Genomic DNA, 14,064 nt, shown 5'->3' with positions numbered 1-14,064 from the left:
AATAGTAATTATAAACTGGAAACAAGAAAAAATCCATCTTTGTAAACGAAAGGAGATATTTAAATGAATAGAAACAAAGTTTTAGTAGAAATTTATGGTGCAGATATCATTTGTGCAAGTTGTGTGAACTCACCTTCTTCAAAAGACACATACGACTGGTTGCAAGCCGCAATTGGAAGGAAATATCCCAATCAACCCTTTACTATAGAATATATTGATATTGAATCTACTATCGAGGACGAAAGAAAAAAAGGCATCGCGCAGCAAATACTGGATGATGAATACTTCTTTCCCCTCGTTATGATTGACGGTAAAATGATTGGGGAAGGTCACATATCACTTAAGCCTATCTTCTCCGAATTTGAAAAACAAGGTTATCTATCAGACAGTAGTACAAATTAAGAGAAAAAGTATGTAATCGCAAGTAACTTGCGATTACATATTTTTTTATCCATTAAGCCATTTATTCAAATACCTGAAAAACGATTTGTAATAAATTATATGGTGTTTTTTAATTTTATAATAAATACCCAAAAATCAAGTCCTGTATTTAATTAAAAAACTTAAAAACGAAGGGTTAATCATTTTAACAAGATCATATGTCCATTCATTGCCTGGTTCTAGTCAGAAAAACATCTTAAAGTTATAGATTAAATTATAAAACATTATGTTTTCTGAATTGACTAGTATAGTATATTAATTAAGAAAAATATGAGGTGGTCTAAAATTGAAAGAAAAAAATATTACAATGGTGTGCATATTCCTTATTGGAATTATTAATATCTTTTCATTCATCCAAACGCCTTATATTTCTATTTTTTATTCACTAAAATTAATAAGTTTCGTTGCCGTAACTCTTCTTTTGTTAATTACAGGCTTAAAATCTAAAAATAAAATTGATTCTCCAAACTTTATTGTTACATTTACTATGCTTATATGGTTATTTATGTTGATGCCATCAATGTTTATTATAAACGGTAGCGAATTAAACGGATTTTCACTATTCATAAGCTATGCTCTACTTGGAATCTTTTCATTCTTATTAATACCTATTAATATAAATCGATTCGATTTGTATTTAAAGTTATCTAAAGTCTGGATATCTGTCCTAGGATTTTCAATTTTGATTTCTGTTGTTTTATCTCTAATTGGATTTACAGAAAAATACTATATCGATCCATCTACCTCAAGAATAAGGTATGTTTTTTCCTTTATCAATCCAAACTCTCTTGGACTCTTCTGTTACATCATACTAATTATCATACTAACTAGATATTTAATAAATAAAACAGATTTAAAATCAATGTTCAAATATATAATTATGTTAATTCCTTTTATGTATATATTAATACTTTCCGATAGTAGGACAGCTATGTATTCGCTATTTGTTTGGGTTGGGGTCTACACCTTACTGTTTATATCAAGAAATCAAACTTTTAATATCATAACTTTTACTTCTGTTATTGTAATTGTACTTATAATATTAGGTAATACGAATGTCGACACGGACAATTTAGATGTCTTATTAAGTAATCGAATATCGAACTGGATGACTTTAATTAATAGCTTGCAAGGAACTGAACTGTTTTTCGGAAACGGTATTGGTATATTAGCTGCTGACTTAGGAGTAATTACGTTTGATAACTCTTATATTAGTTTCTTCATTAAATCTGGTTTATTCGGAATAGTGGGGATGTGTATATTTATTATAGTTTTATTTGTTCAAATTTCTAAAATCAACAACTATAAATTGAAATCTATTGCTTTTGCAACTTTTTCAAGTTGGCTTGTGTATTGCCTGTTTGAAAGTGCATTTTTCTCCCTCGGTAATTTAGCAAGTGTGATAATTTGGTGTGAGCTTGGTTTGCTAATTTCTTCAAACAACTTCATAAAAAAATAGCGAATGTAGATAATCGTAAGCTAGTCAATTTCGTTCATAAATAAAAATCTAAGTTGACGAATGTATTCGGGCATTTATCAACTTATTGTTTCTAAACGATGTTTAGATAATGACAACGGACATATTTCTAAACATGTATATAAAGAAATGCCACCATAAGGATTGAAAACCATTACGGCGACACGGCAAATTTATTGTTTTCCTGTATAACTTTGTCAGAGGTTATTAACCGTTATGCCATTTATACATCCAAAGTACTCCGGATTTCAACAAACGAGCGATTCGTCCTGTGACAGTTCTATCTCCAAGATATGCAAACCCTTGTTTCTTACCAAGTGAACCTAGAAAGCCTTTAAGTTTTATCTCAGGCATTGTTTCTGGAAGTGGTTCATTGTTCCAAACAAGTCTAAGAATAGTCACAATCTGTTCAGCTTGTTCTTCCGCAACTTGGGCACTTGGAGCATATGGTAATGAAGCACAATCCCCTACTACATATACATCTGAATAATCCGGAAGCTGGTGATGCTTATTCAAAACAACACGACCGGAATTATCTTTCTCTGCTTTCATATTTTGAACTGGAGCGACAGGACGAATTCCAGCAGTCCATACAACAGCATCTACGGGTATTGTTTCTTCATGATTGTATAATAAGTTTGGTTCTACTTTTGTTATATTCGAGTTGGATACGACATCAACATTATGATCGTCAAACCATCCCTTCACGTAATTACTAAGTCTCTCCGGGAAATCCCTTAGTATTCGGGGACTGCGATCAAACAATTTAATGTTTAAGTCGGGTCTACTCTCTCGTAATTCGCTGGCAAGCTCAATTCCACTAAGTCCTGCACCAATAATTCCAACAGTAGCCCCACCGCCCAAACCTAGAAGCTTTTCATATGTAATGCGGGACTTACCTATTGTTTGAATACTATAAGTATTTTCGGCAGCACCTAATACATCGTGATAATTATCTTCACAACCAAGGCCAATTACAAGATCGTCATATGGAACTTGTTGACCATCGTCAAGAAATATACATTTTTCATCGGTATTAATTTCAATAATTTCCCCACCGATCACTTTTAACTGATCATGTACAGGAAGTGCTACCCGCACTACAGAATCCGATACAGTTCCAACTGCAAGTGCATAAAACTCTGTTTTCACACTATGAAAAGGGGTTCTATCGATGAGTGTAATCTCAACATCTGTTGGTAAATCTTTTGTTAAAAGACGCAATAAAATACGCATATTTCCGTACCCCGCACCTAATAAGACAAGTTTTTTCATAATTATCTCCTTTACTACATAAAATCCGTTAATTTCTCATCTTTAATTATATCAGTTTGTGACATGTTTCACAATAAGTCTCGTGAATTGACGATTGTAGGAAAAAAGAGTAAGATTTTAATGTAAGCGAGGTGATTTCCGTGAATCCAATAGTTGAATTTTGCATAAGTAATCTTGCAAGTGGTTCATACAAAACTTTTGAAACACTGGATCGCGATCCGAACCTTGATGTCCTTGAATATGGCTGTTTGAGTTATTGTACCAAATGTGCCGAGTCTTTATACGCTATTGTAAATGGTGAAGTCGTTCAAGCAGACACACCCGAGGAACTCACGGAGCGCATTTATCAATTTATAGAAGATAATCCACTTTTTTAATAAATCTTTCCGTATCCAAACAAAAAAGCTTTTCGCATGTTTTATGGCGAAAAGCTTTTTTGTTTGGAATAGTATCTTAATGTAAATTCAGAGTAATTTTCATTTATTCAACTTCTGGTAAAAATGCTGAGAAAGGGCCAAGTTCATTTTCAAGATAATAACGAACTTTTCCAGGAAATTCAGAAAGCGCGTCCATAGAGCCGCTTAATATTGATTCAATTAAATTTACATCGACATTATTAAAATCTCTAACAATCATCTTGCGTAAGCCGATTACACGTTTGAGTGGTTCAGACATTTCCTTTGAAATCACTTGTTCATCATCCATTATGTCAATGATGTCTTCGTAACCACCTGGATCACGCATGATAAACCCATCAATCATTGTATTTCCAACATCAATAATTGATTCCACTATAACATGAGCAAGTCTTGCAAGAGCCAAAGAATCCATTAAATTCCCTGTCCATTCCTTCGTTTCTCCATACAGCGCCAATAATTCCTCCATATGTTCAAGAGTTTCATTTACTTTAGTACGATCAATAAAATACATATAATTCCCTCCATAGCATTTACATTTTATCTTTATAATACCATAATAATGAGCAATGAAAAAACCGCTTGGAGATCTTATTGATCTTCAAGCGGTGCTGTAGTTTCTGCTTCTTCAGGTATAACGACTTCTTCTGTAATTCGTCCCACTTTTTTCAATACAAAATAGGCACAACCAAAGTTACAGTATTCATATAAATAGTCCTGAAGCGTTCCAATTTTCGTTTCATACGTGGCCTTTTGATTTAGGTCTTCAAAAAAACCTTTTAAACGGAGCTGACCATAACCCCAATCACCAAGTATATAGTCATATTTAAGTAAAACATCGCTATAACGTGCATGCAATGCTTCTTCTTCAAAACCTTCACGGAAATTTGTAATAATTTCATATTCCCAATTTTCTAGAGTTACCATTCAATTTCACCGCCACTCAACTTTGCAGTGCTATTTCTAATTCCCCTTGACGCTGTCTTTCCTTGGCAGCTGCATTTACTTGTTCATCTGCATGATAGCTTGAACGAACAAGTGGACCTGCTTCACAGTGAGAGAATCCTTTAGACATAGCAATCTTTCTCAACTCACCAAATTCTTGTGGTGAATAATATTTCAATACTTTTAAATGCTTTTTAGATGGTTGTAAGTATTGTCCGATAGTCATAATATCCACTTTATGCGCACGAAGATCGTCCATTGTTTCAATAATTTCTTCATAAGTTTCACCCAGACCCAACATTAAAGAAGACTTTGTCGGAATATCAGGTTGCATATTCTTGGCACGAAGCAATAATTCAAGAGAACGATCATAAGTAGCACGAGCTCGAACTCTTGGTGTTAACCGACGAACTGTTTCGATATTATGATTTAGAATATCTGGTTTTGCATCCATTAAACGCTCCAGATTTTCATATACGCCTCCCATATCAGATGGGAGTACTTCTACAGTAGTAAAAGGGTTTTTTCTACGAATAGCACGAATGGTTTCAGCAAAAATAGCGGAACCGCCGTCCTTCTGATCATCTCGTGCTACTGCAGTAACAACAGCGTGCTTTAAGTTCATAAGAGCTACAGAGTCTGCAACACGTTCTGGTTCAGCTGTATCAAGTTCGTTAGGCAATCCCGTCTTGACAGCGCAAAAGCGGCAAGCGCGAGTACAGACAGCACCTAGGATCATAAATGTTGCTGTACGGCGCTCTCCCCAACATTCATGAATATTTGGGCAACGAGCCTCTTCACAAACTGTATTTAAATTTTGTTCTCGCATCATTTTCTTAAGACCCGTATAGTTTTCGTTCGTATTCAATTTAATTTTTAACCAATCTGGTTTTTTAATATGTTCGTTTTTATTTCCTGTTTCTGGTCTACAAGACACAACAATCGACTCCATTTCCACTTGAGCTGTTGTAACATATATAGTGATTTTTCAGTTCTCATACTATAGCTAATGTATCATATATATATTCCGCAAACAACCCAGAGTGTGAATGGCATAAGGAAAAGATCGATTGTATTTCTATAAAAAAGCAAGCACCCGGTTTGCTTTTTTTGGGTGCTTGCACTACTTATCGGCTTCTTTCTTTCTTCACGGCATGCGCAATACTTGCTCCAAGACCTCCCCAGATAATGAGGATTCCTATTACCATCATTACGATCGCTCCAGCACTCATATCGAATCCTCCTTAGTCATTTTCATAATCAGTAGTTTCATGTGTATTCTTTTTCCACTTAAACAACGTAAAGATAATAGCCATGACTATCGCAAAGATTGCGACGGACCAACCACTGGCCCAGATAAATCCATCTGAATAGCCTTCATAGTTACCTATAATCTTTCCATCAGAATCTGTATGTTGTTTTAATATGTTGATTTTCAAAAGACCAAACATCATATAACCAAGAACTAACGGTGTAATTACGCCAAGGCATACCTTCCACCAAGTACCGATTTGGATGTCTGAAACAGCATTTGCATGTTTTTTGAATACGTCCAGTTTCTTAAACGCCCATGCGATTAACACAACCTCGACTAGTCCAATTGCTGCAACTCCAAATTGGTTTATGAAGTAATCAGCAGCATCTAGGAAGAAAAGTCCGCCACGTGTTGCAAATAATGTTGAAATTAAAGTTGCGATTCCAACACTAATGACTACAGATCTTCTACGGGAAATATCAAACTTATCCGATACACCTGCTATAAATGTTTCACAAATCGAAACAAGAGACGTCAGTCCAGCAAGCACAAGTGATAGGAAGAATAAAGCCCCGAAAATACCATTAAAACCTGGCATTTCATTAATAATTTGCGGAAACACAACAAAGGCTAGACCTACTCCCGCTGTTGCTACTTCTGCTACTGGAACGTTCGCTTGTGTCGCCATAAACCCAAGTGCAGAGAAAACTCCAATACCCGCAAGTAACTCAAATCCTGAATTTGCAAATCCAGTGATGAATGCGTTATTTGTAATATCCGATTTCTTAGGTAAATAGCTTGAATACGTTATCATTATTGCAAAAGCGATTGATAAACTAAAAAATATATGCCCATAGGCGGCCACCCATACCTGAGGATTCATGAGCTTTGATAAATCCGGTTTAAAGAATGCGTCAAGACCAAGTAAAGCTCCATCCAATGTAACCGCCCGGATAACAACCATCAAAAACACAACAACTAAAGTTGGTATGAATATTCTGTTTGCCAATTCAATACCCCTTTGGACCCCTGCAATCAAAATAACAAAAGCGATTGCCCAAACAAGCAATAATGGGAAGAGAACACCAAGAACAAATCCACCAGCTTGACCAGGTGTTTCAGCTAAATTCAGAACATCCCCAAATAGGAAAGCCCCAGTATCTGAACCCCAAGCAAGATTAAACGAATAGACTGTGTACTTCATCGCCCAAGCAATGATTACTGCGTAGTAGGTTGCAATAACAAAGGATACAAAAATTCCCCACCACCCAAGCCACTCAGCTTTCTTTCCTCCCATTCTAAAAAATGAAAGTGCAGCAGAACCGCGGTACTTATGACCCATTGTAAATTCCATGATTAAAATCGGTATTCCTGCAGTTAAAAGTGCGAATAAATATGGTATAAAGAATGCTCCACCACCGTTTTCGTACGCTACGTACGGAAAGCGCCAAATGTTACCGAGTCCAACCGCAGAACCTACAGCTGCCATAATAAAACCAGATCGTGTTCCCCATTGAGAACGTTGCGCCATATAACTTCCCCCTTTTCTTATACAAAATATTGTTCAGTTTTTTCCACTTTTCCGAACGAGTCCAACTACACACAAGATAAGTATAATCTTCTATCAGACTATTGTCAAAACATATTTTATTCACATAATTAGTATACAAAAATAAAGAAGCTACTCATTTGAATAGCTTCTTTACTCATATATTCATTGATGTACTAATGCTTCTCTCTTATCGTTTCGAATGATTAACGTAGTGAGGAAAGCAATAAGTATAATAATAATTGCTATCAATCCGAACCATATAGAACCGGTAAGACCCAAGACAATATATCCAATCGCTGCAATTCCTGCACTTATTAGAGCATATGGTAATTGCGTTGCGACATGGTCAATGTGGTTACATCCGGCACCAGTTGAGGAAAGTATAGTAGTATCGGAAATCGGTGAGCAATGATCACCAAACACTGCACCAGCAAGAACTGCCGCAAGTGCAGGTAACAACATTTCAGGAGCTGCCTCAATCATTATTTCTCCCGCTATTGGTAGTAAGATACCAAATGATCCCCATGAAGTTCCTGTAGAAAAAGCCATAAGTCCCGCAAATACAAACATAATTACTGGAAGAAAAGCAATAGGAACATTCATTTTTTCAACAAGTTCTGACAAATATACGCCCGTTTCCAACACAGCAATTAAATCCGTAAGTGCCCATGCTAATATTAATATTGAAACTGCAGGAAACATTGCTTTTAAACCACTTTTAAGTGCGCGCCCCATCCAAGTGATGCTCGCTGTTGAATTATACTTCATTTGACTCATGTATAAACCAACCGCAACAAGTGTACCAACAAGGCCTCCTGTCAGCAGCGAAAGTGGAACATTAGTATTCTCAAAGATCGACCATATGGTTGCCGAGCCCAAACTTGCCATACTTTCCAAGTAACCGGTCCAAATCATCATTACTAAGACAGATACTACAAGCGTTGCAATCGGTAGTATTAAATCTCTAACACGTCCAGATTCATGTTCGGGAAAATCTTCTTGTAATTGACCCGGAATCTCTTTATCTGGATCATATAGCTGACCTGTTTCCATTGCGAGTTGTTCATGTTTCTTCATTTCAAATAGATCGATGTCTGTCCATGCTAGAAAAATGACCAAAACTAGTGTCGTGATAACATAGAAATTCATCGGCGCCATCATTATGAAAGCTGATAACGGTGAATAGCTAATTGTCGCAGCACTTGCCAATATAATTGCAAGTTGGCCAATTAAATATGCCCCCCAACTCGAAATTGGTGAGATGACACATATAGGAGCAGAAGTCGAGTCGATAAAATAGGCCAATTTCGCACGAGATATTTTGTGACTATCTGTAATTGGACGTGATATTTGACCAACTGCAAGTGCATTGAAGTAATCATCAACAAACAATATCATTCCAAGAAAGACCGTTAATAACTTAGCCCCTCTTTTCGTTTTAATACGCACTGCTGCCCATTCTGCAAATGCTCGGCTACCTCCAGATAAACTAACAAAAGCAGTAATTATTCCAAGTAGCAATATGAAGAGCATTATAAAAATGGAATATGTATTTATTGCACCATCGTCCCAAAAAGAGACCGTAATCGCTTTCCAAAAATTCACTGCAGATTGAACTGGTGCAAATGATGCTGTAAGTAAAGCAGCTGAAACAATCCCTATTCCAAGCGATAGTAAAACCTTTCTTGTAATCAAGACCATTACAATTGCAAGTACCGGTGGTAAAATTGATACCCATGTTCCTTCCATTTTAAAACCTCCAGGTCGTTGGGATGAGACCTCAATGAGCAAAAAAACTGACATCCACTCACACTTATTACAAGTGAAGGGATGTCAGCTCTATCTACGTTTCGTCAGTTGGATAAATAATGTTTATCTAACGTACGACTTGTAGCTCATCACGCGCTAAAATAGCGTATGACAGTGTTATTCCTGTTTGGAATAACCCCAGTCTAGCGAATTTGACAGATTCGCAAAACTTCGGCAATGCTTCCTTTTACACACGGTCATCAAGGTCAATCTCACGTGTGTGACTAATAAGCAATGCAGCCTCTACCCAATCGATATAATGAATACTGTCTTAGACTATCAATAATTTGAACCAGTTTCAACTAAACATTTATTCCTTATCTTCTGGCAACTTAAAGGGTATTTCAATCTGCGGTGTTATTCCATCAGCACCTTTATTGTAGATTGGTGGAACATCCCCTTTGAACAATCCTGCAGCAATAGGAACCTTAGTCTTCACAATAGTATTTTTCGTTGCAAAAGGTACAATAATTTGCACATTTACAACCAGCAAAACATTTACTTCAATCGAAGCATTATTAATTCCGAATTCCTTAATCGTAGTTTCCGGTGTTGCTTGAACTTCTCCAATGACATGCAAACGAATTGGTATTTTGGGTCCTAAATTCCCAAGAAGCGGTATTCCAATTGCTTGCCCCATGGGTATCAAAAAGACAATTCCACCTCGATCTTCCATAGCTTGTGGATCATAGTCTATTTCACCCGATGGCGGCAACAAATCTACATTACCTGATTCAGCTTGATCGAGATGTTGTTGTACCAGTATTTGTATTTCCGCCAAAACACGATTTATTATTTCGGTATTAAATTTCGCTCCCACAATTCCACCCGATTCACTTGGCGGAATATTGACTATAATATCGTTTACATCTAGGACATTTGCTACCCTTGAGTTAATAGCACTACTTATGACTTGGGAGGCTATTTTTTCGGTTTGCATTTCTGCAAAATCCATATAAATCGGTGTCAATTTCATATTGACGAAATATAGAAAAAAAACAATGGCAAATAGAATCGCAGGAATTAGGAGCGGGATCATCTTTCGCTTTCTAAGCCTTCGTCGTGGCCTTCGCTTAACTTGCCCGTGAAATTTCAAAACGACTCCTCCTGGAATAGTTTATGTCAGGAGGGAGTCGTTTATTCTTTAACCAGTCGTTTTCCAAAAGAAGAGACCACATCTCTAATTAATTCGGGCATATAATACTCTTTTTCAGCATGTTTTAATGAAGGGAAAAAAAATCCGAATGTAAACATATCTAGCGTAGCAAGCGTATATTCTTTCTTTACTTGAATTGGATGATGCCCAATAAATACTTGACCATTCTTATCCATTTTAATTTCTTCGTAGAGCATTGCACCCATTAAATCGCCACGAAAACCAAGGCCTTTTATTTTAATATAAGGCCATTCTTTATTAAGTGATAATTTATATATTTCTTCTAGTTCAGCCCCAGTAAGCGTTATTTTACATGGATTAATCGGATGGGGAAGCATTGAATGTAAATCCCTTTTCGTTACCCACCCCTCATTTAAATCTTCCAGAAATATTCCAGAATTAAACAGTGCACAATCTGCCCCAGTATGTGCTAACAATGCTTCTCCAAAAAATTCAGCTAGTGCACTGGGGCCGAATAGGTTTTTCGGCATTACTGTTGGATTATAAAATATTGGATCTTCCATCGTTTCAATGCCCGCTTCCATAAGCAACTGTATCTTCTGATTTACATGCTCAGAAACTGGCAATGAATCTGTTGCATATACCTCTGCACTTAATTCTACAACTTCTTTTGCATCTGTATCCATCTGAATCGACACATGCCCTGTAAATGCACCAAACTTCCCTGTTGCTGCAAGCAGTGTATTACCAATGAGTTTTCCTTCCTCAAACAAATGATGTGTATGCGCTCCGAAAATAACATTGAACGCACTGCATTCTGCAGCAAGTAGTTCGTCTTGAGGAAGACCCATATGAGATAGACAAATAAGTATATCTGTTTTCTCCACTAACTTTTCTGCAATTCGTTTCAGCTCTGTTCGAGGTTCTTTAATTTTCCAACCTAGTTTATTATAAAACTCTTTATACTCAGCAGTAGCGGCAATTACACCAATTTTTGTACCTCTATCAGTAGTATATATTTGATATGGAACAGCCCAATCAGGTTGGCTCCCATCCTCATCAAACAGGTTCGCTAAAATGACATCGAATTCTGCATCATCATATAATGAAGCTAATGCATTTTTCGACATCGTAATGCCTTCATTATTACCAATTGTCACAGCATCATAGTTCGCCTCATTAAGCAGTATCACATTCCCCTTACCTTCTGTGCCTTCGGTAAATGGATGTGAACGGTCTACGTGATCACCAACATCAAATACATAACACGCTTCTCCAGTTACCTTGTGATGCGTACGACGCTCTTTTAGAAATTGACTGATGCGAGGCCAGTTTTCAAAATGACTGTGAATATCATTTGTATGATATAAATGAATTGTTTCTATCGACTGTTTCATTTTTCACCCCATTAAACCTTCTATAATTGACCGGATACCCAATAATAGCAAAACGATCCGTAATGCAACAACTAGCGTTTCAGACTTCATTTTCTGATTGAGTTTAGCCCCTAGTTTCGCACCAATATATGCTGCCGGAACCACTGGTATTGTATAAAGCCACGGAACATTACCAAGGGATATATGCGTGATTGAATTGACAATCGCTGATAAAAAGACCATGAACATAGAGGTTCCAACCGCAACATGTGGTGGAAATAGGAATAACAATATCATTGCTGGAACAATTATTGAACCTCCACCAATACCAAATAATCCAGACGCAAAACCAATTCCAAATGTTAATAGCAGAGCGAACCATATAGGATATCCAAATGTATATGTTTCACCCATCTTATCTGTAAACGTACGCGTTTTTCCGTGGTTTCTAAACCAATAAATAGGTTTCAAATATTTCCGAACAAGAAGTAGTGTTGCTAAAAATATAAGTAAAATACCAAAATAAAGATTAAATGATTTAATTTCAAGCCCTTTATTTACATAAGCGCCTAATAGAGTTCCAGGAATACTACCTATAAAAAAAATAATACTACTGCGATAGTCAATTGTTTTTATTTTCATATAACTAAGAGTCGACCCTAGCCCTACGAAAACCATCATAACGACAGATAATCCTACAACACTTTGAGGAGTAATTCCGTCAATCAATCCCAAAGTAATACCTACAAAAATAGTCGCAGGAACAAGTATAATACCTCCGCCAAGTCCCACAAGTGCACCAACTACACCAGATAACAGTCCAATTATCGCTAATAATATAAATTCCATAAACATTCTCCTTCGATAAAGTAATACTCTAATCATACTAACATATGAAGGAATTTCATCTTAAGCTTTTCACTCAATTCAAGACTTTTTCTATGTAAACAGAAAAGCCAGCCACAAGGGCCGGCTTTCTTGTTAATAATTAACCAATAGAACCTTCCATTTCAAACTTAATGAGACGGTTCATTTCTACTGCATATTCCATCGGAAGTTCTTTCGTAAATGGCTCGATGAAGCCAAGAACAATCATTTCAATTGCTTCTAATTCAGGAACACCACGGCTCATCAAGTAGAAGAGCTGTTCTTCTGAAACTTTAGAAACACTTGCTTCATGCTCAAGTGAAATGTTGTTATTTAGAATTTCGTTGTAAGGAATTGTATCCGATATTGAGATATCATCCATTAGTAACGCGTCACACTCTACTCTTGAACTAGCGCCATCTGCATTACGTCCGAAGTGAACCATTCCACGGTATGTTCCTTTACCACCGTTTTGAGAAATCGATTTAGAAACAATTGTGGAAGACGTATTTGGAGCTAAGTGCATCATTTTCGCACCCGCATCCTGGTGTTGTCCTTTTCCAGAAATTGCAATTGACAATGTCATACCACGTGCATATTCTCCACGAAGTAAAATCGCTGGGTATTTCATCGTCAATTTCGAACCGATATTTCCATCAATCCATTCCATCGTACCGTGCGCGTCAACAACTGCACGTTTTGTAACGAGGTTATAAACGTTGTTTGCCCAGTTTTGGATTGTTGTGTAACGGCAATATCCATTTTCCTTGACTATGATTTCAACAACCGCACTGTGAAGTGAGCTTGTTGTGAATACAGGTGCTGTACATCCTTCAACGTAATGGACACTTGCGCCTTCGTCGACAATGATAAGCGTACGCTCAAACTGTCCCATATTTTCCGAGTTGATGCGGAAATAGGCTTGTAGAGGTGAGTCTACTTTGATACCTGGTGGCACGTATATGAATGATCCACCTGACCAAACAGCTGAGTTCAATGCCGCGAACTTATTGTCTGAGTTCGGAATCACAGTACCAAAGTACTTTCTGAATAATTCCTCGTCTTCTTTAAGCGCAGAATCCGTATCTTTAAAGATAATTCCCATATCTACTAATTCTTGTTTCATGTTGTGATAAACAACTTCAGACTCGTACTGTGCAGAAACTCCTGCTAGATATTTTTGTTCTGCTGCTGGAATTCCAAGTTTATCAAATGTACGCTTGATTTCTTCTGGTACTTCATCCCATGAGCGTTCAGTACCTTCAGATGCTTTTACATAGTACGTAATCTCATCGAAGTTTAGCGAGTTAAGATCGCCACCCCATTGTGGTGTTGGCATTTTATAAAACATTTCCAATGATTTTAGACGGTAGTCTAACATCCATTGTGGTTCGCTTTTCATTCCAGAAATCTCTTCTACGATTTCACGTGTAAGTCCACGTTCCGAACGGAATACAGAGATATCTCCATCATTAAAACCATGTTCGTATTCGCCCATTTCAGGCAGTTTTTTAGCCATTACTATTCCTCCTTC

The 14,064-nt window shown here is 36.9% G+C and carries 14 protein-coding genes and 1 riboswitch; of the genes, 3 read left to right on the top strand and 11 right to left on the bottom strand.

Annotation, left to right across the window (positions count from 1 at the left end; all coding sequences use genetic code 11):
* Positions 1-63 precede the first annotated feature (63 nt).
* Entirely contained in the window at positions 64-402 is a 339-nt protein-coding gene (locus ACFSFY_RS05640) for a YuzD family protein (RefSeq protein ID WP_381536205.1), read from the top strand.
* Positions 403-727: 325 nt separating this feature from the next.
* On the top strand, positions 728-1,900 hold the full coding sequence (locus ACFSFY_RS05635; RefSeq protein ID WP_381536204.1) for an O-antigen ligase family protein: 1,173 nt from the start codon (positions 728-730) through the stop codon (positions 1,898-1,900).
* Positions 1,901-2,125: 225 nt separating this feature from the next.
* On the opposite strand, the gene ACFSFY_RS05630 is transcribed toward ACFSFY_RS05635, so the two are convergent.
* On the bottom strand, positions 2,126-3,193 hold the full coding sequence (locus tag ACFSFY_RS05630; protein ID WP_381536203.1) for an NAD(P)/FAD-dependent oxidoreductase: 1,068 nt from the start codon (positions 3,191-3,193) through the stop codon (positions 2,126-2,128).
* Positions 3,194-3,333: 140 nt separating this feature from the next.
* Here ACFSFY_RS05630 and ACFSFY_RS05625 point away from each other — a divergent pair, with 140 nt between their 5' ends.
* A complete protein-coding gene (locus ACFSFY_RS05625; protein ID WP_381536202.1) occupies positions 3,334-3,570 on the top strand; it encodes a YuzB family protein in 237 nt (78 codons plus the stop codon).
* 103 nt (positions 3,571-3,673) lie between these two features.
* On the opposite strand, the gene ACFSFY_RS05620 is transcribed toward ACFSFY_RS05625, so the two are convergent.
* From ACFSFY_RS05620 to sufB, 10 genes are all read right to left on the bottom strand, one after another.
* Positions 3,674-4,123, bottom strand: coding sequence for a DUF86 domain-containing protein (locus ACFSFY_RS05620; protein WP_381536201.1), 450 nt, complete (start codon positions 4,121-4,123; stop codon positions 3,674-3,676).
* Between the two features lie 77 nt (positions 4,124-4,200).
* The gene (locus ACFSFY_RS05615) at positions 4,201-4,536 is read right to left on the bottom strand and encodes a YutD family protein (RefSeq protein ID WP_381536200.1); all 336 of its coding nucleotides are present in this window, start codon (positions 4,534-4,536) and stop codon (positions 4,201-4,203) included.
* Positions 4,537-4,552: 16 nt separating this feature from the next.
* Positions 4,553-5,506: a lipoyl synthase gene (gene lipA / locus ACFSFY_RS05610; protein WP_381536199.1), complete on the bottom strand. Its 954-nt coding sequence runs from the start codon at positions 5,504-5,506 to the stop codon at positions 4,553-4,555.
* Positions 5,507-5,681: 175 nt separating this feature from the next.
* The gene (locus ACFSFY_RS05605; RefSeq protein WP_381536198.1) at positions 5,682-5,786 is read right to left on the bottom strand and encodes a methionine/alanine import family NSS transporter small subunit; all 105 of its coding nucleotides are present in this window, start codon (positions 5,784-5,786) and stop codon (positions 5,682-5,684) included.
* 12 nt (positions 5,787-5,798) lie between these two features.
* Positions 5,799-7,340, bottom strand: a complete 1,542-nt coding sequence (locus ACFSFY_RS05600) for a sodium-dependent transporter (protein WP_381536197.1) — start codon at positions 7,338-7,340, stop codon at positions 5,799-5,801.
* A 183-nt stretch (positions 7,341-7,523) separates the two neighbouring features.
* Entirely contained in the window at positions 7,524-9,110 is a 1,587-nt protein-coding gene (locus ACFSFY_RS05595; protein WP_381536196.1) for a Na+/H+ antiporter NhaC family protein, read from the bottom strand.
* A gap of 134 nt (positions 9,111-9,244) precedes the next feature.
* Positions 9,245-9,424, bottom strand: a riboswitch (Lysine riboswitch).
* 56 nt (positions 9,425-9,480) lie between these two features.
* Complete coding sequence (gene yunB / locus ACFSFY_RS05590) at positions 9,481-10,266, bottom strand: sporulation protein YunB (protein WP_381536195.1); 786 nt, start codon at positions 10,264-10,266, stop codon at positions 9,481-9,483.
* A 41-nt stretch (positions 10,267-10,307) separates the two neighbouring features.
* Positions 10,308-11,684 carry a bifunctional metallophosphatase/5'-nucleotidase gene (locus ACFSFY_RS05585; protein WP_381536194.1) on the bottom strand — a complete coding sequence of 459 codons (1,377 nt, stop codon included), beginning with the start codon at positions 11,682-11,684 and terminating at the stop codon, positions 10,308-10,310.
* 3 nt (positions 11,685-11,687) lie between these two features.
* The gene (locus tag ACFSFY_RS05580; RefSeq protein ID WP_381536193.1) at positions 11,688-12,512 is read right to left on the bottom strand and encodes a sulfite exporter TauE/SafE family protein; all 825 of its coding nucleotides are present in this window, start codon (positions 12,510-12,512) and stop codon (positions 11,688-11,690) included.
* Positions 12,513-12,651: 139 nt separating this feature from the next.
* A complete protein-coding gene (sufB, locus tag ACFSFY_RS05575) occupies positions 12,652-14,049 on the bottom strand; it encodes a Fe-S cluster assembly protein SufB (RefSeq protein WP_381536192.1) in 1,398 nt (465 codons plus the stop codon).
* Between the last annotated feature and the right edge of the window lie 15 nt (positions 14,050-14,064).

Origin of the sequence: Sporosarcina siberiensis, assembly GCF_042681925.1 — a bacterium.
Taxonomy (GTDB): domain Bacteria; phylum Bacillota; class Bacilli; order Bacillales_A; family Planococcaceae; genus Sporosarcina; species Sporosarcina siberiensis.
The sequence above is the reverse complement of the archived record's forward strand: the minus strand, read 5'-3'. Positions and strand labels throughout refer to the sequence as shown.